19 protein-coding genes and 1 pseudogene are annotated in these 24,358 nt (G+C 67.1%); 15 read left to right on the top strand and 5 right to left on the bottom strand.

Annotation, left to right across the window (positions count from 1 at the left end; all coding sequences use genetic code 11):
* Positions 1 to 143 precede the first annotated feature (143 nt).
* The 8 genes from CXR02_RS09815 (at position 144) to CXR02_RS09780 (ending at position 10,953) form a co-directional block, all read left to right on the top strand.
* Entirely contained in the window at positions 144 to 1,364 is a 1,221-nt protein-coding gene (locus CXR02_RS09815) for a hypothetical protein (RefSeq protein WP_146072505.1), read from the top strand.
* A gap of 237 nt (positions 1,365 to 1,601) precedes the next feature.
* Positions 1,602 to 4,379 (top strand): hypothetical protein, encoded by a 2,778-nt coding sequence (locus CXR02_RS22365; protein WP_219816412.1) that lies wholly within the window; start codon positions 1,602 to 1,604, stop codon positions 4,377 to 4,379.
* On the top strand, positions 4,376 to 5,395 hold the full coding sequence (pstC, locus tag CXR02_RS09805) for a phosphate ABC transporter permease subunit PstC (RefSeq protein ID WP_104061816.1): 1,020 nt from the start codon (positions 4,376 to 4,378) through the stop codon (positions 5,393 to 5,395). Before CXR02_RS22365 ends, pstC begins: the two co-directional genes overlap by 4 nt.
* 2 nt (positions 5,396 to 5,397) lie before the next feature.
* A complete protein-coding gene (locus CXR02_RS09800) occupies positions 5,398 to 6,678 on the top strand; it encodes a PstA family ABC transporter permease (RefSeq protein ID WP_219816411.1) in 1,281 nt (426 codons plus the stop codon).
* A complete protein-coding gene (locus tag CXR02_RS09795) occupies positions 6,675 to 8,363 on the top strand; it encodes a substrate-binding domain-containing protein (protein WP_104061815.1) in 1,689 nt (562 codons plus the stop codon). The genes CXR02_RS09800 and CXR02_RS09795 overlap by 4 nt, the downstream gene beginning before the upstream one ends.
* Entirely contained in the window at positions 8,360 to 9,328 is a 969-nt protein-coding gene (locus CXR02_RS09790; protein WP_104061814.1) for a sortase, read from the top strand. The genes CXR02_RS09795 and CXR02_RS09790 overlap by 4 nt, the downstream gene beginning before the upstream one ends.
* A 26-nt stretch (positions 9,329 to 9,354) precedes the next feature.
* On the top strand, positions 9,355 to 10,218 hold the full coding sequence (locus tag CXR02_RS09785) for a phosphate ABC transporter ATP-binding protein (protein WP_104061813.1): 864 nt from the start codon (positions 9,355 to 9,357) through the stop codon (positions 10,216 to 10,218).
* Complete coding sequence (locus tag CXR02_RS09780) at positions 10,219 to 10,953, top strand: class F sortase (protein WP_104061812.1); 735 nt, start codon at positions 10,219 to 10,221, stop codon at positions 10,951 to 10,953. It begins immediately after the preceding gene.
* Positions 10,954 to 10,986: 33 nt separating this feature from the next.
* Here CXR02_RS09780 and CXR02_RS09775 read toward each other — a convergent pair whose 3' ends face one another.
* A complete protein-coding gene (locus CXR02_RS09775) occupies positions 10,987 to 11,985 on the bottom strand; it encodes a DNA topoisomerase IB (RefSeq protein WP_104061811.1) in 999 nt (332 codons plus the stop codon).
* A 135-nt stretch (positions 11,986 to 12,120) separates the two neighbouring features.
* Here CXR02_RS09775 and rarD point away from each other — a divergent pair, with 135 nt between their 5' ends.
* Positions 12,121 to 13,065 carry an EamA family transporter RarD gene (gene rarD / locus CXR02_RS09770; protein ID WP_258060901.1) on the top strand — a complete coding sequence of 315 codons (945 nt, stop codon included), beginning with the start codon at positions 12,121 to 12,123 and terminating at the stop codon, positions 13,063 to 13,065.
* Between the two features lie 105 nt (positions 13,066 to 13,170).
* Here the strand turns inward: rarD and gabT are convergent, their stop codons facing one another.
* On the bottom strand, positions 13,171 to 14,541 hold the full coding sequence (gene gabT, locus CXR02_RS09765; RefSeq protein ID WP_104061809.1) for a 4-aminobutyrate--2-oxoglutarate transaminase: 1,371 nt from the start codon (positions 14,539 to 14,541) through the stop codon (positions 13,171 to 13,173).
* 94 nt (positions 14,542 to 14,635) lie between these two features.
* Positions 14,636 to 16,066 carry a gamma-aminobutyraldehyde dehydrogenase gene (locus tag CXR02_RS09760; RefSeq protein WP_104061929.1) on the bottom strand — a complete coding sequence of 477 codons (1,431 nt, stop codon included), beginning with the start codon at positions 16,064 to 16,066 and terminating at the stop codon, positions 14,636 to 14,638.
* Positions 16,067 to 16,224: 158 nt separating this feature from the next.
* Here CXR02_RS09760 and CXR02_RS09755 point away from each other — a divergent pair, with 158 nt between their 5' ends.
* Complete coding sequence (locus tag CXR02_RS09755; RefSeq protein WP_104061808.1) at positions 16,225 to 17,661, top strand: PucR family transcriptional regulator; 1,437 nt, start codon at positions 16,225 to 16,227, stop codon at positions 17,659 to 17,661.
* 10 nt (positions 17,662 to 17,671) lie between these two features.
* Here the strand turns inward: CXR02_RS09755 and CXR02_RS09750 are convergent, their stop codons facing one another.
* Complete coding sequence (locus CXR02_RS09750; protein WP_104061807.1) at positions 17,672 to 19,336, bottom strand: CYTH and CHAD domain-containing protein; 1,665 nt, start codon at positions 19,334 to 19,336, stop codon at positions 17,672 to 17,674.
* A gap of 167 nt (positions 19,337 to 19,503) precedes the next feature.
* Here CXR02_RS09750 and CXR02_RS09745 point away from each other — a divergent pair, with 167 nt between their 5' ends.
* From CXR02_RS09745 to CXR02_RS09735, 3 genes and pseudogenes are all read left to right on the top strand, one after another.
* Positions 19,504 to 20,727 carry an MFS transporter gene (locus tag CXR02_RS09745; protein WP_104061806.1) on the top strand — a complete coding sequence of 408 codons (1,224 nt, stop codon included), beginning with the start codon at positions 19,504 to 19,506 and terminating at the stop codon, positions 20,725 to 20,727.
* 6 nt (positions 20,728 to 20,733) lie between these two features.
* Positions 20,734 to 21,414, top strand: coding sequence for a FadR/GntR family transcriptional regulator (locus tag CXR02_RS09740; protein ID WP_104061805.1), 681 nt, complete (start codon positions 20,734 to 20,736; stop codon positions 21,412 to 21,414).
* A 76-nt stretch (positions 21,415 to 21,490) separates the two neighbouring features.
* Positions 21,491 to 22,506 (top strand): annotated as a pseudogene (locus CXR02_RS09735) (IS630 family transposase).
* A 94-nt stretch (positions 22,507 to 22,600) separates the two neighbouring features.
* Here the strand turns inward: CXR02_RS09735 and CXR02_RS09730 are convergent.
* Positions 22,601 to 23,437 (bottom strand): trypsin-like serine protease, encoded by an 837-nt coding sequence (locus CXR02_RS09730; protein ID WP_146072504.1) that lies wholly within the window; start codon positions 23,435 to 23,437, stop codon positions 22,601 to 22,603.
* Between the two features lie 131 nt (positions 23,438 to 23,568).
* Here CXR02_RS09730 and CXR02_RS22880 point away from each other — a divergent pair, with 131 nt between their 5' ends.
* Both CXR02_RS22880 and CXR02_RS09720 read left to right on the top strand, forming a co-directional pair.
* On the top strand, positions 23,569 to 23,694 hold the full coding sequence (locus CXR02_RS22880) for a hypothetical protein (protein WP_258060900.1): 126 nt from the start codon (positions 23,569 to 23,571) through the stop codon (positions 23,692 to 23,694).
* A 111-nt stretch (positions 23,695 to 23,805) separates the two neighbouring features.
* Complete coding sequence (locus tag CXR02_RS09720) at positions 23,806 to 24,297, top strand: tRNA-dihydrouridine synthase (RefSeq protein ID WP_258060898.1); 492 nt, start codon at positions 23,806 to 23,808, stop codon at positions 24,295 to 24,297.
* Positions 24,298 to 24,358: the final 61 nt, after the last annotated feature.

Here is a 24,358-nt window from a genome sequence, read left to right as displayed (position 1 = left end):
ACGCCCGCAGAATTCGACTGATGACCCAGACTGATCGGTAATTCTTCGCAGCGATATTCGCTGGTTGGCCGGTGGATTTAATTTCCCGGCGCCGGGCAACACCGCAGCAGTAGACACGTTTACCTGAGAAAGAAGAAATGATTATGGCTAACGCCACGACAATGAAATCCCGCTGGGGCCTGAACGCCACGGCCGCCGTTGCCGGCACCGCCCTCCTGCTGGGCGGTGGAATCGCTGTTGCCAACGCGGCCCTCCCGGCCGGCTCGGCAGGAACCGTCACGGCCAACCCGACCAGCGGCAACTGGAGCGCCCTGAGCCTGTCCGTGCTGAAGCTGCACAGCGACATGGTCTGCCCCACCACCGGCAACATCCTCGAGGGCGCGCTGATCTTTATGTCCGAGCCCGGGCAGGAAATCCAGCCGGCGCCGAGCAGCACCGTGGAAGCGCAGACGGTCTACCCCCTGACGCAGGATCCCCAGTACGCGATGTCCCTGAATGCCAATGGCACGATTGCTGACGACAACACGCTGGAATCCGGTTTTGTGAACAGCAGCAAGGCCCCCATTGCTGACATGTCAGCCGTGGTACAGGCCAACCACACCTACAGCATTGGTTACGTCTGCACCGTCTCGAACGAGAGCGTCACCACCGCCAAGATCAACCCGGTCGCGGGCAAGTCCGTAGCTTCCTGGGCCACGCTCACCACCGACGCGTCCAAGAACTGGACCATCAGCCAGCCGGTGGTGACCACCCCGACGGCGACCGCCACGCCGACGGCCACGGAGACTGCAACGCCGTCGCCGAGCGCCACGCCCACCGAGACGGAAACGGCCACCCCGACGCCGACCGCCACGGAGACGCCGTCGGCCACACCGACCGGAACCGCGACGCCCAGCAGCACGTCAGTCCCGCTGGCCACCACCGGATCCGTCAAGGAACTGACCGCCGGCGCCGAACTGGTCAGCGGCCAGAAGTTCGTGGTCAACGCTCCCGCCAGCACCTTCGTCGCAGGCGAAACGGTCACCGGCGAGATCCACTCCGAGCCGGTTGTCCTGGCCGAAACCGCCGTGGCCAACGCTGACGGTTCGGTCAGCTACACCTTCACCGTTCCGGCCGGCCTGCCTGCCGGAACGCACACCCTGGTCCTTACGGGTGCAGCCGGCGCAACGTTCGAGGTCACCGGCCTGACCGTGACCGCCGGATCCAACGCTCCGTTCCTGGCCGACACCAACTGGTTCGGCGCTGCCACCGCCAACCCGGCGAGCACCGCCGGACTGGCTGCCATGGTCATTGGCGGACTGACCCTCATGGGTGTAGGCGGCGGGATCTACATTTCCCGGCGCCGCAAGGCCACCCGGGCCTGATTCACCAGGAATTGCCCGGATCCCGCTAGGGTCCGGGCAATTTCGCTTTCAACACCAATTCCTTTTGTTCACCTCCCGGAAATCCCTCCTTAGTCAGGCCACAGCGGGTCCGGGACGGTTTAGGGAAATAATAGTCCAGCAGCTTCCGCTGCCACCCGGCTGGACCTTCCACTGACAGGTCTGAACAATCGGCCCGCAGGTTGATGACCGACCCGGAATATTGAAAAGAAAGAATTCATGCCGCTTCCATGGAATACCCGACAGGCCGGCGCCAGGCCCCGTCAGCAACACGGCGCCCGGTGGGCTTCCCCTTTGGCCGCTGCGGCCGCTGTGGGCGCCCTCCTGCTGGTCTCGCTGCCGCCCAGCTCGGCAGATCCGACCGTTCCGGGCACCGACTGGGGGCCGCGCGGCTCCATGGTCAGCGACACCGCGGCGACCGTCGCGTGGGATAACACTGACAATGCGCCCGAGAGCACGGTTCCCCGCGGAAACCAGCAGCAGCTGCCGCACACTGCCGGGAAGACGTACGACGACGTCGATCAGCGGCTGCGCGACTCAGCGACCCGTGCCTTCGGCCCGGGCAACGGGCTGGGCGGCCTGTCCATGAGCGTTTCCCAGACCAGGAACCTGCAGAACCAGTCAGTGACCGTCAGCTTCACCGGCGCGGATCCCGCCGCCGGGAGCAACGGTGCCAGCACGTCCTATCTGCAGGTGTTCCAGTGCTGGGGCAAACCGGGCACGGACAACAAGCCTGACCCCGCGGCCAATGAGCCCGACCCCTCCACCTGCCAGTTCGGCGCGACCGGACTGGACGGCGATATCTCCAGCACAGCCCACCAGCGTTCGCTGCTGAACGATCCCCTGGTCCGCGGCGGCGACTGGGAAGCCCCGGATCCGTCATCCCCCACCATGAACCTTCCGGCCCCCTTCCAGGCCGTCACCGGCGAAGAAACGCGGATCACGGACGGCTTCAACCTCAGCGAATACCGCAACCCCTTCTTCAGCCGGACCAGCACCAACGAGTTCTCCCGCTTTATGTCCTCCGAACAGGGCGCAGGCTCGCGCACCTTCGAGGTCCAGAGCGGCGCAGAAGCCTCCGGAATGGGCTGCGGCTACCGCCCGGATGCACCCAGCGTGGCCAAATGCTGGCTGGTAGCCGTACCGCGGACCGCCGCGATGGACGCCGTCCTGCCGGCCGGACCGCTGGCCCCCAGCCTGTGGGCGATGCGCCTGCAGGTCCCGCTCCACTTCCAGGACGTGGCCGCAGTTTGCCCCACCGATCAGGCGGCAACCCTCAGCGTGGGCTCCGAAGCCCTCAGTGCGGCAATGAAGTCCTGGATCCCCGCCGTGTGCGACACCAAGAAGTTCACGCTGGGCTTCTCACCGCTGGCGGATCTGCAGGCCCGTACCCAGCTGCAGCAGCCCGACACCCTCGCTTTTATCACACGCCCCGCCGCCGGTGACCTCAACGCCCTGTACGTGCCGACAGCGCTGGCCGGGGTGGTGGTCGCGATGACCATTGACAACGCCTGCACGGCAGCGTTCACGCAATACACGCTGGCCGACTGCGGTTACCAGGACAAGGCAGAGTGGGAGGCGGACAAGGCACGCAGCGCCGGTCTGGTGCGCGACCTGAAACTCAATGCCAGGCTGCTGGCCAAACTGCTCACACAGAGCTACGTGCAGCACACGGCCCCGGCTTCCGCCGTTGAGGCCCCCTTCACGAAGCCCGGCAGCACGGCGTATGGCCAGCCGATGACGTTTTCCATCCAGAATGATCCGGAGTTCAGGGCCCTGAATCCGAAGGGCCTGGGTTCGTCCGGCAACCTCAGCCCACCCGTGGTGGAAGGCCTGCGCTCCGATGCCGCGTCCGCCGTCTGGGACTGGCTGCTCAACGACAAGGATTCCCGGGCCTTCCTGAACGGTTGCCCGGATCCGTCCGGCATGACCATCAACCCGTTCTATTCGACCCGGACCTACAGCGAATGCCAGGAGAGGGCTACCGAGCTGGACCAGCAGGCCGCACGGAAGGTCGCCGAGACCAAGACACCCGACGGGTTCACGTACGCCCGCCAGTCCTACCCCTCCGAAGGGGCCGCGTACCCGCAGGTCTACTGGGCGCAGAAGCAGGCCGTTATGGCCGGCGACGGTTCCATCGCCGAGCCGGCCCTGACCGTAGGCGACCAGTATTCCCGCGTCCAGGACATGGCCGCGGCGGCCCAGAACACCGTGCGCGCCCAGCCGGCATCCACCACGTCCTGGTGCGCCGACTGCAGCCCGCCCGCCTACAAATCCGTGGCGCGCCAGGGCTACGGCAGCCGCAGCATCCTGTCCATTACGGATGCGGCCTCGGCGGCGAAGTTCCAGCTGCCCACCGCGCAGCTGTGCAACGTCAGCGGTTCGCAGTGCATTGGCGCCACCGCCAGCAGCCTGCAGGCAGCAGCCGGCCAGTTCGAACCCACCGGTACCCCCGGCGCCATGCGGCCTGCCAACGTCCCGGACTACACCACCGCGTATCCGCTGACCCTGCCGATCTACGGCGTGGTGAACCTTGCCTCGGTCAGCCAGACCCAGGCCGCAACGTTCGCGCAGCTTTTCTCGTACATCAGCACCGAAGGCCAGAAGACCGGCTTCAGGAGCGGGATGCTGCCACCCGGCTACGCGCCACTCACACCGGCGCTACTGCAGCTGGCCGCCGCCGGCATCCAGACCCTGCAGGGAATCCAGGGGCCACAGCAAGCCGCGGCCGCCACCACCGACCTGATGCCGATGGAGTCCGTGTCCGGCGCGAACGTGGTGCCCGCAGTCCTGGCACCGGCCGCACCGGCCGCTGCCGCAGCAGAAGTCGTCCCGGCGGCAGCACCTGCGGCTGCCCCCGCGGCCGCCGCTGCGGTGCCCAGCCGGACCGCGGCCACCAGCAGCGCCTGGCCCCAGTACACGCTGGTGATCGGACTCGTGGCAGCATTGGCAAGCGCTGCCGCCGCGCCGCTGCTGGCACGGGGGCGGCGTCGATGAGCACGGTACTGCCCCGTTCCCGCGCCGATGAAGCGCAGGATACTCCCCGCACCCTGCACCAGCAGCTGGAACAACAGGACTACCTGTTCCGGACCGTCACCCGGATCGGCGGCGGAATCGTCCTGGCCATCATGGTCCTGGTGGGCCTCTTCCTGGCCGGCAACGGCGTCGGCGCCATCAGCGAGGTGGGGCTGGGCAAATTCCTGACCACCCAGAACTGGGCACCGGAAACCAATGACTTCGGCATCGCCGCTGTTCTGTGGGGCACGGTGCAGATCGCCACGGTTGCCTTGGCCATCGCCATGCCGCTGGCCTTGGGGACGGCACTGTTCATCACCGAAGTCGCCACCGGCTGGATGCAGAAGGCACTGACCAGCCTGATTGACCTCCTGGCCGCCGTGCCGTCGGTGGTCTTCGGCCTGTGGGGCGCCTACATGCTGCAGCCCAACGTGGTGGACTTCAGCAAGTGGCTGTCCACGTGGTTCGGCTGGATACCGTTCCTGCAGGTGGACGGCGTTGACCCGGGCAGTCCGCTGCGGGACACCGTGCCGTTCACCGCCTCCGCCTTCATCGCCGGACTGGTGGTGGCCATGATGATCGTCCCGATCCAGACCTCCATCATGACGGAGTCCTTTCGGCGCGCACCAACGGGTGAGCGAGAGGGCGCCTACGCCCTGGGCGCCACGCGGCTGGGCATGATCCGCACCGTAGTGCTGCCCTTCGGCCGCGGCGGCATCATCGGCGGCACCATGCTCGGGCTGGGACGGGCGCTCGGCGAAACCATCGCCATCTACCTGATCATCAGCCCTGTCTATGCCATCAATTTCCATGTCCTGGAAAAGGGCGCCAACTCGATCGCCGCCATGATTGCCCTGAAGTACTCCGAATCCAACGAATCTGCGATGAGCGCGCTGATGGCCGCAGGACTGACGCTGTTCGTGATCACCATGCTGGTCAACATCACGGCCTCAGCCATCATGGCGAGGTCCCGGTCCGGCGCAGAAAGCGAGGGCTGACCATGACGACCACCGACGACGGACCCGCCACCTTCGAGGTGACCGATCTGCCTGCCGATCCCGGGCCACGCCGCCCAGCTACTGAGCTGCCGCAGCTGTCCAATTCTGCCGGCGCCCCGGACGAAGTCCGGGTACGGCTTGGCGTTGGCCGCAACCACGTCCTGTCGCTGGCCGGCGCGGCCGCCGGCGGGCTGGCCATGGGCCTCCTGCTGACCGTGGCCCTGGGACTGATCCCCCTGGGCTGGCTGTTCATCGTTTCCTACCTATGGTTCCTGCTGCTGTATACCGCCCTGATACACCTGCGGCAGCCGGCTCCGGCAGTCCGCAACGGACTGGTGACGGTCCTGCTCAGCTCGGCGGGCGCCGCCGTCGCCGGCACTCTTGGCCTGGTGGTGATGTTCACGTTCGCCCGCGGCCAGGAAGCGCTGTTCCACGTCAACTTCTTCACCACTGACATGACCGGCGCCGGGCCCCTGTCCGGCCTGGACCAGGGCGGCGTGCTGCATGCCCTGGTGGGAACGCTGGAACAGATCGGCATCGCCCTGGCCATCACCATTCCGCTGGGAATGACGACGGCGGTATTCCTCAACGAAGTGGGCGGGCGCCTGGCCCGCATCGTGCGCACAGTCGTGGAAGCAATGACGGCGTTGCCGTCCGTTGTGGCGGGCCTGTTCATCTACGCGGCGGTGGTTATGGCCATCACGCACCAGACCAATGGTTTTGCCGCTTCGCTGGCCATCACCGTCCTGATGCTGCCGATCATGATCCGCTCGGCCGACGTCGTCCTCCGGCTGGTGCCCGGGAACCTGCGCGAGGCAGGCCTGGCCCTGGGCGCGGGCCAATGGCGGGTGGTGTGGCACATTGTGCTGCCCACCGTCCGCTCCGGCCTGACCACCGGCGTCATCCTGGCCACCGCCCACGGCATCGGCGAGACCGCGCCGGTCCTGCTGACGTCCGGCTTTACCGGCGTGATGAATGCCAATCCGTTCTCCGGTCCGCAGACACCGCTTCCGCTGGCTGCCCTGGACTACGTCCGCTCCCCCGTGCCGGAGATGGTGGCTCGCGGCTTCGCCACCGCGGCGTTCCTGCTGTTCGTGGTCCTGGTGTTGTTCATCATCGCCCGCATCATCGGCGGCCAGGACGCCGGCAAGCAGACACAGGCCCAGGCACGGCGCGCGGCCGCCAGGTCCCGGCGCGACCTGCCCCGCATTGAACGCAACCACGCCCAACTGCTGGCGAGCCTGGGCGCAGCACCTACCGACAACATGCAGGAGAAACCATGATCCGCCCCCTTTCCAAGCGACGGACCGTTCCGGCGGTCCTGGGAATCCTGCTGTCACTCGGTATGGTGCTGACTGGCCTGGCGCCTGCCCAGGCGGCCAACTACCTGCGCATCGGCGGCTCCGGATCCTCCTGGGCGGGCAACGCGCTGCAGGACTGGATCGCACGGGTCGGCGCCCAGGGCGTGACGGTGGACTACGAGAACAAGGGTTCCTCCACGGGGCGCAAGGAATTCGCCGACCAGATGAAGCAGTTCGCCGTCTCGGAAATCCCCTACACCGGGGACACCGCCGACCCGCGCGACAACAGCATGCCCGGCTTCGCCTACGGCATGCTGCCCGTGGTGGCCGGCGGTACCGCCTTTATGTATAACCTCAAGGCCGGCAGCTCACGGATGACCAGCCTCAAACTCTCGCAGCCGGCCATCGCCAAGATCTTCACCGGCCAGGTCACCCGCTGGAACGATCCCATCATCACCGCCGACAACCCCGGTGTTGCCCTGCCTGACGCCACCATCAACGTGGTGGTCCGCTCTGACGGCTCCGGCGCCACCGCCCAGTTCACGCTCTGGCTGCTGCGCCAGTACCCTGCCGACTACGCCAAGCTGTGCGCCGTCACCGGCTGCGACCCGCAGCACGCCACGTCCTTCTACCCCACGCAGGGTCTCAAGAACTTCGTGGCCCAGAACGGCTCGCAGGGTGTCACCACGTACTCGGCGAACAACCAGTTCACCATCAACTACGACGAGTACTCCTACGCCCAGGGCATCGGCTTTCCGGTGGCACAGGTCAAGAACGCTGCCGGCTTCTACACGCTGCCCACGGAGCACGCAGTGGCCGTGGCGCTGACCCAGGCGAGCATCAACCAGGACAAGGGGTCAGCGAACTACCTTTCCCAGGACCTCTCCAAGGTGTACGGCTACAAGGACCCCCGCACGTATCCCATGTCGGCGTATTCGTACATGATCGTCCCGACCCAGGCCACCAATGCCCTGAACCCGGCGCAGGGAGCCACCCTGGGCTTCTTCGCGAACTACGCCCTGTGCGAGGGCCAGCGCCCCATGGGCCAGCTCGGATACTCGCCGCTGCCCATGAACCTGGTCCTGGCCGGGATGGAACAGATCCGCAAGATACCGGGCGTGGACCAGGACACCATCCGCAAGATGGACCAGACCCGCGACAGTGTGTCCGGCGGTTCGGCGCCCGCCTGCAACAACCCCACGTTCAAGCCGGGCGACTCACCTTCGGCCAACCAACTCGTGCGGAGCGCACCGTTCGACAAGGCCTGCGACGCTGCCTGCCAGGTGCCCTGGCGCGGTGCCGACGCGGCCGTCAACCAGGGCCCGGCAGGGGCCCCGGCCGCAGCAGGAGCCGAAGTTCCGGCCAGCACCGCCGAAGTGACTGACCTGGCCGACGCCGGAGCGGCTGCCGTCGATCCGGCCAGCGAAGCGGCAGCCTGTGACCCCGACAGCGGCACCTGCACAGCCGTAGCCGCCGGGGCCGCCAGCGGCGTCGCCGGGCAGTTAACGCCTGTCACCACCACGCTGGCCTCCAGCCGCGGCTGGGGACAACCCCAGAACCTCCTGCTGATCATCGGCGGCCTCGTGGGCCTTCTGGTCCTCGTCCCGCCACTGACCGCCGGCGCCCTGGCCAGGCGTGCGGGGAGTAAGCGCGGCACCAAAGCATGACCGCGACACTCACGGGCCGGCGCCAGACCGGCCCCCGTTTCCTGCACCGCGGCGCGCTCGCGTGGCTCCGCCGTACGGCACGGAACAGGCGCCGGGCCACCCCTGTCAGGCTCCCGCCGTCGCACACTAACAAGGCGATTTCGCTGGGTCTGGCGATGGTCTCGGTGATCCTCTTCGGCCAGATCATCAACATTGTGATCATCTCGCAGGTGCAGCACTCCACCACGCAGACCCGGCTGTTTGAAGAGCTCCGGACCGGCCTGGCGGAAGGCTCCGCACCGCTCGGCCAGACGGACCACACGGGCGCATTGGTGGCCCCCGGGACACCGCTGGCCCTGCTTTCGATTCCCGCACTGGACATCCAGGAAACGGTGGTGGAGGGAACCACATCCCGGGAACTGATGGACGGCGTCGGCCACCGGCGGGACACTCCCCTGCCGGGGCAGAGCGGCACAAGCGTCCTGATGGGCAGGGCCGCCGCCTACGGTGGCCCCCTGGGCCAGCTGACCCGCCTCGCACCGGGCGAGCGGTTCACCGTGACCACCGGGCTGGGAGTGGCCGAGTTCGAGGTGATGGGCCATCGCCGCGCCGGTGACCCCGGCCCGTCCATCCCCACCGGTGACGAAGGGCGCCTGACCCTGACCACCGCAGCCGGGGCCGCCTTCCTTCCCGACGGCGTCCTGCGGGTCGACGCCAAGCTGCTGTCCAAGGCTTTCCCGAAGACCGCGCCGGTCCTCTATCCCGCATCCCTGGAAGCCGCCGAGTTGCCCCTGGGATCTGACACCTCGGACCTGGTAGGACTCCTGGTGTGCCTGGAACTGCTGATCCTGGCCGCCATGGCCGCCGTCTGGTCGTGGTACCGCTGGGGTCAACGCGAGACCTGGCTGGTGTTCCTGCCGATGCTGGGCGCGCTGTCAGTCCTGACCGGTACGCAGGTCAGCCTCCTGCTGCCCAACCTGCTTTAGTGAAAATCTCCATAGAAGGAACCCTGATGACCACGCAATCATCCTCCGGCCACACACTGGCCGTGTTCGATCCGCCCGAGGGCGAGGGCTTCCCGGACCCGTTCGCCGGGAGCGAGGCGGCCGAGCTCGACGCCAGGGCGGTCAGCGCCTGGTTCGGCGAGCGCAAGGTCCTGGACCGCGTCTCGCTGACCATGGAAGCGGGACAGGTCACGGCCCTGATCGGCCCGTCGGGCTGCGGCAAGTCCACGTTCCTGCGGATCCTCAACCGGATGCACGAAATGGTGCCAACAGCGTCGCTGGCGGGGCAGGTCCTGCTGGACGGGGCCGACATCTACGATCCGGGCCGGCGGGTGACCCTGGCGCGCCGGAACATCGGCATGGTCTTCCAGAAAGCCAACCCCTTCCCCGCCATGTCCATCTACGAAAATACCGTCGCCGGGCTGAAGCTCGCGGGCATCAAGGCCAGCCGGCTGGAGAAGGACTACCTGGTGGAGGATTCACTCCGCAAGGCATCCCTGTGGGACGAGGTCAAGGACCGGCTGCACCAGCCCGGCGGCGGACTGTCAGGCGGCCAGCAGCAGCGGCTGTGCATCGCCCGATCCCTGGCGGTTTCCCCGCGGGTGCTGCTGATGGACGAGCCATGCTCGGCGCTGGACCCCACGTCCACCCGCCGCGTCGAGGAGACCATCGCGTCGCTGCGCGGACTCGTCACGATCGTCATCGTCACCCACAACATGCAGCAGGCCGCGCGTATCTCGGACACGTGCGCCTTCTTCCTGGCGGCACACAACGCGCCCGGGGCGATCGTTGAACACGGCCCCACTGACGCCATGTTCCAGTACCCGCAGGACCAGCGCACCAGCGACTACGTCAACGGACGCTTCGGGTAAATGCGACGGGCCCCCACATCCGCCGCCCGCAGGCGCCGCCGCTACCGCAACCTTGCCGCCGTCGGCCTGACCGGGCTGGGCCTTGCCGTGGTGCTAGTGTACGGAATCCCGCTCCTGACGGGGGCCCAGCCGCTGCTGGCAGTCCCCGGGCAGGCCACGGAATCTGCACCGCAACCGCCGGACTCCGCCGCTACGCCAGGCGCCGGCGCCCCGCTGGTAGTGGAGACGCCGGCAGAGGCTGAGGCGGTGGCCGGCCGGGAACTGGCCCGGACACCTGCAGGGCCGGGCCAGCCGGTGCGGGTGCAAGTGCCGCGGCTCGGTATGGACATCCCCGTGTTGCCGATGGCCCTCCCGGCCGACCGCCGGGTCAACCCGCCGTCCAATGGATTCGCGTACTGGATCAGCGACTACGGACCGGCCGGCGCCGGGGCCACCAACACCACCTACCTGGCCGCCCACTCCTGGAACCTCGGCTACTCGGCATTCAACGGACTGATGGACATCCAGGCCGGCAGGGGCCGGGCACAGCCGGGCGATGCGGTGCTGGTCACCACGCCGGAGGGCGTCACGAGATACACGGTCACGGGGGCGGCCGGCTATGCAAAGACCAGTCTCGGGCAGCGGGACGACCTCTGGGCTGCCGTGCCCGGGCGGCTGGTGCTGGTGACGTGCTTCCAGCTGAACGACGCCGGCGCCACCGAGAACTACGTTGTGTACGCCGAGCAAACGGGCTGAGCAGGCGGCAACAACCGGCAGCAACGACGGGCCTCAGCCGCTCTGGCGCAGCGGCACCACGTCACCTTCCCGGTACAGCAGCGCCCGGAGCTCGGCTTCCGCGGAGTCCAGGCGTTTGGGGTCGATGGTCTCCCCCGCGGCAAAGTGGTCCAGCAGCCGGGGGTCAACATAGCTCTTCCGGGCGATCGACGGCGTGTTCCCCAGCACCACGGCAGCCTCCAGCATGGCCACGCTGATGGCGGCTTTCCGCGCCGTAACAGTCTTTTGCGGGCCGCTGCGGGCCAGGCTGACGGCGGCGGCCACCGTCCCGTGCAGGGTCCGGAAGTCCTTGGCGGTGAAGTCCAAACCCGTCCGCTCCTTGACGTAGGCATTGATGTCCGCGCTGGTGACCGGCCGCCAGGTCCGACCCTCCTTGAACGCCAGCAGCCTGGCATTTCCACCGCGGCGCTTGAGCATCCGCACCAAGGCGGAGAGGTCGGCGTCGTGGATTTCCGACTCCCAGTCCTTGCCGCTCTTGGCCGGAAACCTCAGCTCCAGGCACTCCTTCCGGACATGCACATGCGCACACAGGAGCGTGGCCAGGCCGCGGCTGCCGTTCTCGTTGGTGTAGCGCTCGGACCCCACGCGCAGGGACCCGCTGTCCAGCATCCGGAAGGCCGCCGCCAGGACGCGTTCGCGGCTTGGACCGTCGCTGCGCAGGTCCAGGGTGACCAGCCGGCGGGCAGTGGGCAGCGACTCGGCCAACTGCAGGGCACGGTCGAACTTCACGCGGTCTTTCCGCTCCCGCCAGGCGGGGTGGTAGATGTACTGCCGCCGGCCCACCACATCGAGGCCTGTCGCCTGGATGTGCCCGTTGTCGAACGGCGCAATCCACACGTCCGTCCAGGCCGGCGGGATGCCGATGCTTTCCAGCCGTTCCCGGACCGGCCCCTGCTGCAGTGTGGAGCCGTCCAGGTCCCGGTAGCTGAAGCCCGTCCCGGCGGGCACGCGACGGTAGCCGCGGCCGTTGGTGTTGCTGCGGCGGAGCCTCACGGGACGGCAACCTGCGGGGTCATCGGTTCCATGAAGGAAAGCGTACTGACTTTTGACTGGAATACGCGTCCATCAACTGGTGTTATTGGTTACGTGCCTACTCCCCCTGAAACCGACTCTTTACCCAAGACCGCTGTGACCGCGCCAGCAGGCATCAAGGCTGTAGACAAAGAGACGACGGCGGGAGTCCTGTTCGGCTTCGGTGCGTACGGGCTGTGGGGGCTGCTCCCCCTGTACTTCTTTGCGCTGATGCCCGCCGGTGCGGTGGAGATCGTGGCCAACCGCGTTGTGTGGTCCCTGTTTTTCTGCATCCTCCTGATCACGGTCACCCGGTCCTGGCGTGCGCTGGCCGCAGCCTTCCGCGACCGCTCCGTGTTCGGCACCCTCGCCATCGCGGCCGCACTCATTGCCGTGAACTGGCTGACCTATACCTACGGCGTCACCACCGGCCAGGCCGTCGAAGCCGCACTGGGCTACTTCATCAACCCCCTGGTCTCGGTCCTCCTGGGTGTGTTCGTCCTGAAGGAGAAGCTGCGCCCCCTCCAGTGGGCCGCCGTCGGAATCGGTTTTGTAGCGGTGGGCGTGCTCACGGTGAGCTACGGCAAACTGCCCTGGATCGCCCTGACGCTGGCCGTCAGCTTTGGCCTGTACGGGTTTGTGAAGAAGCGCGTTGGCCCGAAGGTGGACGCGGTGACCAGCCTCAGCGTGGAAACCATCGTGCTGGCCCCGATCGCCGCGGCCACCATGGTGTTCCTCGGCGCCAGCGGCGCGGCCACCCTGACGAGCCAGGGCCCAGGGCACTTCTGGCTCCTGGTGGCCTCCGGGGTGATCACCGCGGTGCCGCTGCTGTTCTTCGGTGCGTCGGCCCGCCGGCTGCCCATGACCACCATCGGGCTGCTGCAGTATGTTGCCCCGCTCCTGCAGTTCATCGCGGCGCTGGTGGTGTTCCAGGAAGCCATGACAACCAGCCGCTGGATCGGCTTCGGTGTGGTGTGGCTGGCCCTGCTGGTGCTGACCGTCGACATGCTGCGGATGGCAGGCAAGAACTCGAGGGCCAGGAAGCGGGCCCGCACCTCATAAAACGAGCGCGAAAGAACACTTGAGGCCCTGGAAACTTATGTTTCCGGGGCCTCAAGTGTTCGTTCGCGCCGTTGCGAGGGGGCGCTGACTCTGTTGGGCGGGGTCCTAGGCGTTGGCCTTGATGGCCGCGGCCAGGACGTCCAGGCCGTCGTTCAGCAGGTCGTCGGTGATGACCAGCGGGGGCAGCAGGCGGATGACGTTGCCGTACGTGCCGCAGGTGAGGATGATGACACCCTCCTTGAGGCAGGCAGCCGCCACGGCCTTGGTCAGCTCGGGGTTGGGTTCCTTGGAGCCGGCCTGGACCAGTTCGATGGCCAGCATGGCGCCGCGGCCGCGGATGTCGCCGATCACTGCGCTCCCGGAGGAGGCCAGTTCGGCCTGCAGTTCCTGCAGGCGTCCCGTGGCGAGCGATTCGATGTGGCGGGCGCGCCCCGCGAGGTTGTACTCTTCCATGGACCCGATCGCGGCCAATGCGGCAGCGCACGCCACCGGGTTGCCGCCGTAGGTGCCGCCCAGTCCGCCAGGGTGGACGGCGTCGAGCAGGTCAGCACGGCCGGTGATCGCGGAGAGCGGCATACCGCCCGCGATGCCCTTGGCCATGGTGATGATGTCCGGGACAACGTCCTCGTGGTTGACCGCGAACCATTCGCCGGTGCGGCAGAAGCCGGACTGGACCTCGTCGGCGATGAACACGACGCCGTTGGCCTTGGCCCAGGCGGCCAGCGCGGGGAGGAAGCCCTCGGCGGGGACGATGAAGCCACCCTCGCCCTGGATGGGTTCGATGATTATCGCGGCAACCTGGTCGCCGCCGATCTGCTTCTCGATCATGGTGATGGCGCGCTTGGCGGCCTCGGCACCGGTGATCGAGGGGTTCTCCTCGCGGTACGGGTAGCTCATGGGCATACGGTAGACCTCGGGCGCGAACGGGCCGAAGTTGGTCTTGTACGGCATGGCCTTGGCGGTCAGCGCCATGGTCAGGTTGGTGCGGCCGTGGTAGGCGTGGTCAAAGGCGACGACGGCGTCACGCCCGGTGGCGAGGCGGGCCACCTTGACGGCGTTCTCCACGGCCTCGGCGCCGGAGTTGAACAGCACGGTGCGCTTCTGGTGGTCACCCGGGGTGAGCCGGTTCAGCTGCTCGGCGAGTGCCACGTAGCTTTCGTACGGGGTGACCATAAAACAGGTGTGGGTGAAGTGCTCAACGGCTTCCTTCACGGCCCCGACGACGGCGGGATCGGACGCGCCGACGCTGGTCACCGCGATGCCCGAGCCGAGGTCAATGAAGGAGTTGCCGTCGACGTCGTGGATGATGCCGCCGTCGGCGTCCGCAACGTAGACCGGAACGGCTGAGGCGACGCCAGCGGCGACCACTGCCTTGCGGCGCTCGGTCAGGGCGATGGACTTGGGGCCCGGGAAGTCGGCCTGGACACGGCGCTTCTGTTCCAGGCGGAAGGTGATTTCACTTGCTGTGGTGCTCATGGGAGGGCCTTTCTTGAAAGCGTGGCGGGGGTCTCTCGGTGATTGAGCTTGTCGAAATCTGGTTTCGACAAGCTCAACCACCGGAGAAGTGTATTTAGGCGTCGAGTGCGCTCATGACGTGCTTGATGCGGGTGTAGTCCTCGACCCCGTACATGGAGAGGTCCTTGCCGTAGCCGGACTGCTTGAAGCCGCCGTGGGGCATTTCGGCGGTGAGGAGGATGTGGGTGTTGATCCAGACCGCGCCGAAGTCCAGGTCGCGGCTCATTCGCATGGCCGTGCCGTGGTCGGACGTCCAGACGCTGGAGGCGAGGGCGTATTCGACGTCGTTGGCCAGCTCAAGAGCCTCTGCTTCGGAGGAGAACTTCTGCACCGTGATGACCGGGCCGAAGGTTTCCTGCTGGACGATGTCGTCCGTCTGCTTGGCGCCCGTGACGATGGTCGGTTCGAAGAAGAAGCCCTTGTCCCCGGCGCGGTGCCCGCCCGTAACAATCTTGCAGTTTTCCGGCAGGTGTTCCACCACGGAGGTGACGGCGTTGAAGTGGTTCACGTTGTTCAGCGGGCCGAAGTAGTTGTCTTCGTCGTTCTGCGAGCCGGTGTGCAGGGTCTTGGTGTGTTCCACCATCGCTGCCACGACGTCGTCGTGGACCGAGTCCTCCACCAGCACGCGGGTGATGGCGGTGCAGTCCTGGCCGGCGTTGAAGAACGCGAATTCGGCGATGGCCGCGGCGCTCTTCTTGATGTCGGCGTCCTTGAACACGATGGCCGGGGCCTTGCCGCCGAGCTCCAGGTGGGCGCGCTTGAGGCCCTTCGCGGCCCCGGAGGCCACGGCGATGCCGGCGCGGACCGAGCCTGTGATGGAGACCAGGCCGGGGACCTTGTGTTCCACCATCATGGCGCCGGTTGCGCCGGTTCCCAGAACTACGTTCAACACGCCGGCAGGCAGGATGTCGCCGGCCAGGCGGGCCAGCACGAGCGTGGATTCGGGCGTGGTGTCGGAGGGCTTCAGGACCACGGTGTTGCCGGCCGCGAGCGCGGGACCGATCTTCCAGATGGCCATCAGGAACGGGTAGTTCCACGGCGCAACCTGGGCCACGACACCGATGGGTTCGCGGCGCACGTAGGAAGTGTGGCCTTCGAAGTACTCGCCCGCGGACTTTCCTTCCAGGATGCGTGCGGCACCGGCGAAGAAGCGGAGCTGGTCGGCGCCGGCGGCAATTTCCTCGGACGCGATCAGCGAACGCACCTGCCCGGTGTTGCGGTGCTGGGCCTCGACAAGTTCGTCGCTGCTGGCTTCAACGGCGTCCGCGAGCTTGAGCAGCATGAGCTGGCGCTGCCCGGGGGTGACGTGCTTCCAGGTCCTGAAAGCGTCCTTGGCCGCGGTCATGGCAGCGTCGACGTCGGCCTGGATGGACACGGGAGACTGCGCCACTACCTCGCCGTTGGTGGGGTTAACGATGTCCAGCAGGTCGGTGCCCGCGGGCGTAACGAACTCACCGTTGATGAAGTTCTGCAAGGTTTGAACCACGGTGTACAACCTCTTTCATAAGGGAACATCAGCTGCGAAGCGGATGGTTGCGACTGCCTTGAGCCTATGCCAGCACCTTGACCCCGGGGAATAGCCACCTGCACACCCTTGGCCGCAATGTTTAGTGCGGTTGACCAGCGTCCGTCTATCCTTGATCCATGGCCATTTCCCTCGCCACCCTGCTCGGCGTGCACTCCCTCCACCTGTCCAATGCAGGCCTTGCCGAGACCACCTGGCACGAGGACATCAACTGGGTTGCCGTCACGGAGCTGGAGGACCCGCAGCGTTTCCTCAGCGGCGGCGAACTGGTGCTCACCACCGGCATGCGCCTGCGGTCCGCGCCCGAGCAGCGGCGCTTCGTCCGGCAGGTCCAGCGCGCCGGAGCCGTGGGCATCGGGTTCGGGACAGGACTGACGCACGACGCCGTCCCGCCGGCCCTGATTGCGGAGGCCAACCGCTGGGGGCTGCCGATCGTGCAGGTGCCTTACGCGACTCCGTTCATTGCCATCGGCAAACTGGTGGCGGAAGCGCAGGCCGCTGATCATGTCGCCAAGCTGGAGCGCCTGATCGCGGGCCACCAGATCCTTGCACGCGCGCTACTCACGGGCGGCGGCCTCATCCAGCTCCTGAAGCACCTGGGCGGGATGTTGAGGACAGAGATTGCCCTCACCCAGTTCACCGCCCACCTGTACAACAGCGGCGCCGAGCTCCCCTCCGCGGACACGTGGGCCTCCTACCCCATCCCCACCGGCCGCCGAGATGCCTGCACGCTGTGGGTCCGCCAGCCCTTCGAGGATTCGGGCATCATCGGCTACGCCCAGAACCTGATCAGCGTGGAGCTGAACAACATGGTCAAGCAGCGCCAGGCCCAGCGCGCCCTGTGCGGCCAGGTGCTGGAGGACGTCATCCACGGCGCCCTGGAGACCAGCGAGGCACAGCGCCGGCTCGCCGGTGTGGGCCTGAACAGCACACGCAAAAACGTGGTGCTGCTGGCGGTGTCCGCCGCCCATCACAAGGCCCTGGTGAGCACCTCGGTGCCGCAGCCGCTGGAGACGGCGGTGGCCGCCGTCGTCGGGAAGGACCTGGTGGTGGTGATCAACGACGACGGCGGCGCGGCACCTGCGCTGGCAAGGCGCCTCAGCGACCACCTGGCTGAGGCCGGGATCCACGCGACGATCGGGATCGGCGGTGCGTACACCAAGCCGAACGGCCTGCGCTGGAGCTACTTCGAGGCCCGCGATGCGGCCAGCCACGGCCTGCCGGTGAACGAGCCGGAACGGCTGAGCCTGACCTCCCTGCTGCTGGCCAGTGAAGACGTTCCCCTGGCGGACATGGCCCACGAGTCGCTGAACCCGCTGCGCGCGTTCGACGCCGCCCACGGTGCGGAACTGGTGACCACGCTGGAAAGCTACCTGAACAACAACGGTTCCGTGGCCGCCGTCGCCGAAGCCCTGACACTGCACCGGAACACCGTGCGGTACCGGCTGGCGCAAATCACCGAGCTGACCGGCTACGATCCTGCGGTCACGGCGGACCGTGTGCAGCTGTGGCTGGCGCTCGCCGTGTCGCGGCTCGGAGCGCGGCAGGCCAGGTAGGCCCGCTCCCCTAAAGGACCTTCCCCCGGAGGACCTTTCGGGACTTCTTGCGTTCCTTCCAGTACTCGGCTTCGGCCTCGGCCGCGAGCTGCACCTGCCGGGTATGGAGCGTGACGTAGGCCGACGCGACGGCCTCGGGCAGGTCCGGCGCCGCCGCCAGGTTGGCCAGCAGGTCCCGGGCCACCACACTGTCGTGGAAATCGCCGAGGATCTGCTGCTGGCGGCGCGCGGCCTTGGCGATTTTCGTGGCGTGCTGGCCGTGGACCGGCTCCACGGATTCCGCCACGTGCCGCAGCCGCTTGGCGTCCTTGCGCACCTGGTGCAGCGCCGTCTCGTGCTCGGCTCCCCTGCGTGTCCGTTTGGCTGTCCTGGCTGCGCGCTCCAGCCTCTTGGCTGCCTTGGCCACCAGCTTGACCGCCGCCTTGCGGGCCGGGGCAGCACCCTCCGACCGCACCGGCGGATGGTCACGGAAAGCCTCCAGGTCATCCAGGAGCCGGAAATACCGTTCGGAAAGCAGTGCCTTCTGGAGTTTCCGGGAGGCAGTGTTCAATCTGTTGCCGAGTTCATCGTCCAGCCTGCCTTTCACTGCCGAGGCCAGCCCGGGCGGCAGTTCGGCCGTGTGCCCGAGCAGGCGAGCCAGCATCACTTCGGCGTCGCGCGGCGATCCCAGCACGCTGCCAAGCCACTTCAGTTCGTCCCTAAGGCGCCGCCCGGCCACGGGACTGTAGAGCCGGCGGTACGCTGCTAGCGCGGAACGGGCTCGTCGGGTGGCGGACCGCAGATCGTGCACCGCCTCGGGTTCCTCCAGGCGGACGCCGGGATCGTCCGCCAGGATCTCGCTGATCTGCCCAGCAAGGTATTCGGTCAGGAGGTCCGAGACCGGCCCCTTCGGGCCGGGACTCTTCGGGCCGGGACTCTTTGGCCCGGCCGCGGCACCGGACTCGCCGGCAGGCAGGGCCAGGACTTTTGCCAGCTTGGAGCCGTGCTTGGCCGGGAGCGCCCCGGCGGCCGCCAGGATTTCCTCAGCGGCCGGGAACAGTTCAGGACTCCCGTGCACCAGCTCGAGCTCCCATTCACGCCACTGCCGCGTCCGGGCCTCCCCCTCGGGCGCTGCCGCCTCCCCCACCGCGGCGCCCGCGCCGCCCGCGCCGCCCGCGCCGCCCGCGGCGCCCGCGGCGCCGAGCAGCTCTGCGCTCACGTGGTCGTCCGCCAGGTCCGCCAGGTGGACACCGTCCTCGCCATATAACGCATAGGCGGTCCGGTGGGTTTTCAGCCGGACCACCGGGGCGGCGTCCTCACCGCGGAGGTAGGCCAGCACGTGCGCCAACAGGCTGTCAGGAACGACGCCGGGCTGGCCCAGCGGGGCGTGCAGCTCGCGGCGCCGCCGGGGTTCCGAGCCGGAGCCGCCGGCTGCGTCGCCAGACCCCTCGTCGGATCCGGGGCCCTGGGCGGGCAGCTTCAGGTGCCAGCCGGCGTCGACTCCGCCGGTGCGGCGGCGAAGCGTGATGTCACGGGAGGCGAGCGTGTGACTTTGCGTGTCGAAGTACACCGCTTCCAGGGTGTCCACGTGGGGCTCCCCCACCCGGGTGACCCCGGGGATCTGCGCGAGCGACGGCACCTCGGCGTCCTGACCGACGTCGTACTTTTTTTCGACCTCAACTGCCTGCGAAGCCATGACCGGCCGTCCTTCCACGTTGATGGGCGCCAGATCCTGCCGGGCGAGTTCCCTTGAGCCCGGGGCTGAACTCTGGTGGCCCGAGTCTATGCCCGCAACATTAACGGCCGGGAGAGGTTCACCACAGAACCCTAGACATCAAACGTCTAACGTCTAACGTTAAGGACATGACTGTTGCCCCTTCCGATGCCCCGACGCTGTCCGACGCGCCGCTCAAGCCGCGCTCCGCCGTCGTCTTCGGCGTCATTGCGCTGGTGCTGATTGGGCTGAACCTGCGGGCGGGGATTGCCGGCGCATCTGCCCTCCTCCATGATTTTCAGCAGGTCCTGGGCTACGGGCCGCTGGTGGCGGCGATCATTCCGTCCATCCCGACGCTCTGTTTTGCGGTGGCAGGCGCGGCGACGTCGTGGCTGACTGGACGGCTCGGCGTCGAGAAGGCAATCCTCCTGGCGCTTGGATTCCTGGCGGGCGGCTTGCTGCTCCGCGGGATCCCGGCAACGGGCATGCTGGTGGCGGGCACCGTGGTGGGGATGTCCGGCTTGGCGGTCTGCAACGTGGCCATGCCGTCATTCATCCGCGAGCATTTTGCCCACCGGACGTCGGGGATGACGGCGCTGTACACCGTCACCATGACCACCGGCGCCACTGTCACCGCCGTCGCCGTGGTCCCACTGGCCCTGACGCTCGGCTCGCCGTCCGCCGCGGTTGGCGCGATCGGATTCCTGGCGGTGGCTGCTTTCCTGGGATTCCTGCCCGTCGTGCTGCATGCGCACCGCAACAGCGTCCGGAGCACCGCACCCCGCATCTCCCCGTGGCCACTGCTGCGTACCCGGAAGGGCCAGCTGCTTACCGCCATTTTCGCCCTCCAGGCGCTGCTCGCCTACTCACTAATCAGCTGGTTCCCGTCCATGCTGATCAGCATGGGCCTCAGCTCAGCGGACAGCGGCCTGATGTACGGGCTGATGCAGCTGGTCTCCGTGCCTGCCGGCATGGTGCTGCTCGCCATCGGCTCGCGGCCCCGGATGCTTCGGCCGGCGCTATATCTGGTCAGCATCACTATGGTGGCCGGCCTGGCGTCACTGCTGGTTGTCCCGGTGGGCTTGGCCATCATTCCCACCGTCCTGCTCGGCTTCGGCCTAGGCATTTTCCCGCTGGTGATGGTGATGATCAGCCGGAGCGGGACAAGCACCGCCGAGACCACAGCCCTGTCCACCCTGGCGCAGTCCACCGGCTACTTGCTGGCCACGGCGGGCCCCTTCGGCGCCGGTCTGCTGTTCAGCGGCACCGGCGGCTGGTCGCTTCCAGTGGCACTCCTGCTGGGCCTCGCATTGGCCCAAGTGGTGGTGGCCCACCTGATCTCGCGTGCCCCCTTGTCCGGTCTGAAGAAGTAGGACGCCATGACCTTGAGCACCTCGCACCGCCAGCCCCTCGCCGACGAGGTCACCGCCAAACTCCGGCAGATGATCCACTCCGGCGAGTGGCCCCTTGACCAGCGCATCCCCGCCGAGCCGGAACTGATGCAGGGCCTGGGCGTCTCGCGCGGCACGTTGCGCGAGGCCATCAGAGCCCTGGCCCACAGCGGGATGCTGGAGGTCCGCCGGGGCGACGGCACCTACGTCCGCGCCACCAGCGAGATGTCCGGCGCCGCCCGGCGTATGTACCAGGACCACTCGGACGAACACATCCTCGAGGTCCGGCTGGGCCTGGACACGCAGGCCGCGCGCCTGGCCGCCCGGAACGCAACGGCCGACGACGTCGCCGCCCTGCGTGCCGTGCTCGCCACCCGGGAGGTCGCCTGGAACGCCGGGGACTTCGAGGGTTGGGCCCGGGCCGACTGGGACTTCCACGCCCGCGTTGCCCAGGCCACCGGGAACCCGCTGCTGCACGAGCTCTACGTCAGTTTCGGCGACGTGTTCCACCAGGACCTGCTCAAGCAGCAGCGCAAGGGCCGGCTGGACGGCCTCACGTACGAGGGCCACGGGGCCCTGGTGGACGCGATCGAGGCCCACGACGCCGACGCCGCAGTGGCCAGCGTCAACCAGAACCTGAACACCTGCGCGGAGTGGCTGCGGGCGTAAGTCCAGTTCCTGCGTGGTGGCCCAACTAGTGGTGTGTCTCCAAAATAGTCTATGAGTGTTCCGTTAAACTGGAGGTATGTCGAATCCAGCTCCTGCTTTGGTGGTCTCCGATGGTCAGCGTGCCGCGTTGGAGGTGCTGTCGAAATCGCAGACGGCGTCCCATCGTGAGGTGCAGCGGGCACAGGTCTTGTTGATGGCTGCGGAGGGGCTGGCCAATGAGTCGATCGCGAAGGTCGCCGGGACGAGCCCGGGGACGGTGAGGTCGTGGCGGGCCCGGTTCGAGGAAGAGGGTCTGGCGAAGCTGGGGAAGGTTCGTGCCGGGCGGGGCCGCAAGCCGGTGATTCCGCAGTCCAAGATCGATGAGATCGTTGATTCGACGCGGAACTCGAAGCCGGACGGGCATACGCACTGGTCGGTGCGGACAATGGCAGCGAAGGTCGCGGTGTCTCCGGCGCAGGTGCAGCGGATCTGGGCGGCCCGCGGGCTGAAGCCGCACCGCGTCGAGGCGTTCAAACTTTCCACCGATCCGCGGTTCGAGGGGAATCTCATCGATGTGGTGGGACTGTATCTGAACCCACCGGAGCAGGCGATCGTGTTGTGCATGGATGAGCAGGGTCGGACGGCAGCGCCCTGCCAGTCATTTCGACTGGTGGGTTTCTGCCGCCCGCCCTCCGAACCGGACGTGCCCATCTGCCCAAGCACCGCCACAACGAGTTCCTGACGTTCCTGAAAACACTCGAGAAGGAAGTCCCGGCCGGACTGGCCGTGCATCTTATCCTCGACAATTACGCGACACACAAACATGCCAACGTCAGGGCCTGGCTGGAGAAACATCCAAGGTTCCACCTGCATTTCACGCCCACGTCCTCGTCCTGGCTGAACCTGGTCGAGCGGTGGTTCAGGGAACTGACGGACAAGGCCCTGCGGCGCGGTGCGTTCCATTCCGTGCCCGACCTGATCTCAGCGATCGAAGGCTACCTCGCCGCCCACAACGATGAGCCCAAGCCCTTGGTGTGGACGGCGACCGCGGAATCCATCCTCGAAAAAGTCGCCCGCGGCCGAGTCGCACTCCAAGCCGTCAAGCAAAACTGAGACACACCACTAAGGACTGCCTCCCGATGCTCGTGACAAACGCGGACTAAATATCAGATGTATTGACCATCACTAACGTCCCTGGTCAATACAGCTAGCTGGCGGGGGCTTCGATGCCGATCTTTGTGAACTCGCTTCCGGTCTTGGAGGCGATCTCGTCGATCACGTCCTGCCGGTCGGTGCGGTAGGAGAAATTGGTTCCCTTGCAATACCGGTGTCCGAACGAGGTGATGGCGGTGACGGTGTTGGAATCGAAGGTGCCATAGAACAAGGGTCCGCCGGAGTCCCCTGTGCAGGTGCCACCGTGGCTGTTGCCGTTGCCGTTGGTTTGGATGTTGTAGCCGTCATTAGTTGCACTGGCGAGGTTTGTTAGCCTGGATTCGGCCATAAGCCGTTCCCGGAACGAGGTCACGGACACCGGGTTCACCTCGGAAAACCCGTAGCCGCTGGCGGTGAACGTTGTTTCCTGCTGTCCGCGTTTGGCGGCCAGCGCGTCCAAAGTCCCAGGTGCCGCCAGACGCGCGTACTCATCGAGCATGATGGGCTGCTCCAGGATCACCAGCCCGGCGTCCTTTGTCTCGGGAACCGTGTCCAGGCCGGTGAACCCGTAGTTGTACATCTCGTGGGACACCGCACACAGGGTTCCTGCCGTTCCCTCCGCGCAGGCGTTCGGATAGCCGGTGTCCGGATCCGATCCTGTCTCAGCGCTCCAGTCAACGCCGGCGTCCTGCTGGAAGTAGACCCGCGCCGAGGAAGCGCCGGCAGTGCAGTGTCCGGCGGTCAGGAACACGGTGGGCGTCAGCAAGGATCCCGAGCACCGGTGGTGGAACGCGCCGTCCGGACTGTAGAAGACAATGAGCCCGACGAAGGGGTGCTCATTGTCTTTGACGTAGTCACCGGTGATGGCATTGGCCGGAATCGCCGTCGTCATGGCCAGCACCGCCGCTACGGCCAGAACGCAGGCAGCCTTGACCTTGCGGCGGATCCCGAATTGGCGGCTGGTTGCCGATCGCGGAGGGGGACAACGAACTCGCGGAACCGGCTTCCCACATCAAAGGAGTCATGGAAGAAGCGGGCGGCATGGCCCAAATCATCCTCGACGACGCCACCAGGCAGAGCTACCCGCTGACCAGCGAACTCCGGGAGCTGCTCGAACCCATGGCCGCCGAAGCGCAGCACGCCGCCTGACGGTGGTGACATCGTGCAGAACCTCCGCACACATACAGCCGGACAGCGCGCACGCGCTACGGAACGCCGCACACAAACAGGTGTCAGCGGACGAGACCAGAAAGGCACTCCGTGCACGAGAACAACGATCCACGCCGCGAAGCAGCACGGCAGCCCAACGGTAAGTTCGGCAGCCAGCTGCGCGCCGAGCCGGAGGTCCGACTGCCCCGGTCCCGGAACCGGAATTCAGCTGCCGTCGTCCTGGGCGTCTCGGCATTTCTGGCCAGCGCCGTACTGACCGGCTGCTCACCCTACGGGGACGTGATCGATGCCGACTACGCCCAGGCATGCCAAAACAAAACCACCGACGAGCGGGCCGAAGACGAGAAGTGCTCCGAAGAGGGACGATCCAGTGGCCACTACGGCTGGTACTTCCTGCCGATGGGCAGCAGCGGATCCTCCAGCTCCCGGGCGCTGCCCGCCGTCGGAGCCAGACTGGCAGGTGGTGTCACCTCCATCCCGGCCGAGGCAACAGCCAAGAGCGGCATCCCTAGCAAGGGTGCAACATCCGTTTCCCGCGGCGGCTTCGGTGGCAGCGCCAAAGGCGGCAGCACTGGAGGCTGACCGGAAAGACCCTCGCGGACACCTCCGATCAGCTCCACAGGGACCCGCGCAAGGGAGGGCT

Source organism: Arthrobacter sp. 4R501, assembly GCF_002929755.1.
Lineage (GTDB): Bacteria > Actinomycetota > Actinomycetes > Actinomycetales > Micrococcaceae > Arthrobacter.
This window is presented reverse-complemented; position numbering and strand designations above follow the sequence as displayed.

What these genes read in the sequence shown, in the direction of transcription:
- CXR02_RS09815 (WP_146072505.1), top strand. Translation starts at nt 144, where the DNA reads ATGGCTAACGCCACGACAATGAAATCCCGCTGGGGCCTGAACGCCACG.
- CXR02_RS22365 (WP_219816412.1), top strand. Translation starts at nt 1,602, where the DNA reads ATGCCGCTTCCATGGAATACCCGACAGGCCGGCGCCAGGCCCCGTCAG.
- pstC (WP_104061816.1), top strand. Translation starts at nt 4,376, where the DNA reads ATGAGCACGGTACTGCCCCGTTCCCGCGCCGATGAAGCGCAGGATACT.
- CXR02_RS09800 (WP_219816411.1), top strand. Translation starts at nt 5,398, where the DNA reads ATGACGACCACCGACGACGGACCCGCCACCTTCGAGGTGACCGATCTG.
- CXR02_RS09795 (WP_104061815.1), top strand. Translation starts at nt 6,675, where the DNA reads ATGATCCGCCCCCTTTCCAAGCGACGGACCGTTCCGGCGGTCCTGGGA.
- CXR02_RS09790 (WP_104061814.1), top strand. Translation starts at nt 8,360, where the DNA reads ATGACCGCGACACTCACGGGCCGGCGCCAGACCGGCCCCCGTTTCCTG.
- CXR02_RS09785 (WP_104061813.1), top strand. Translation starts at nt 9,355, where the DNA reads ATGACCACGCAATCATCCTCCGGCCACACACTGGCCGTGTTCGATCCG.
- CXR02_RS09780 (WP_104061812.1), top strand. Translation starts at nt 10,219, where the DNA reads ATGCGACGGGCCCCCACATCCGCCGCCCGCAGGCGCCGCCGCTACCGC.
- gabT (WP_104061809.1), bottom strand. Translation starts at nt 14,541, where the DNA reads ATGAGCACCACAGCAAGTGAAATCACCTTCCGCCTGGAACAGAAGCGC.
- CXR02_RS09755 (WP_104061808.1), top strand. Translation starts at nt 16,225, where the DNA reads ATGGCCATTTCCCTCGCCACCCTGCTCGGCGTGCACTCCCTCCACCTG.
- CXR02_RS09750 (WP_104061807.1), bottom strand. Translation starts at nt 19,336, where the DNA reads ATGGCTTCGCAGGCAGTTGAGGTCGAAAAAAAGTACGACGTCGGTCAG.
- CXR02_RS09745 (WP_104061806.1), top strand. Translation starts at nt 19,504, where the DNA reads ATGACTGTTGCCCCTTCCGATGCCCCGACGCTGTCCGACGCGCCGCTC.
- CXR02_RS09740 (WP_104061805.1), top strand. Translation starts at nt 20,734, where the DNA reads ATGACCTTGAGCACCTCGCACCGCCAGCCCCTCGCCGACGAGGTCACC.
- CXR02_RS09730 (WP_146072504.1), bottom strand. Translation starts at nt 23,437, where the DNA reads ATGACGACGGCGATTCCGGCCAATGCCATCACCGGTGACTACGTCAAA.
- CXR02_RS22880 (WP_258060900.1), top strand. Translation starts at nt 23,569, where the DNA reads ATGGAAGAAGCGGGCGGCATGGCCCAAATCATCCTCGACGACGCCACC.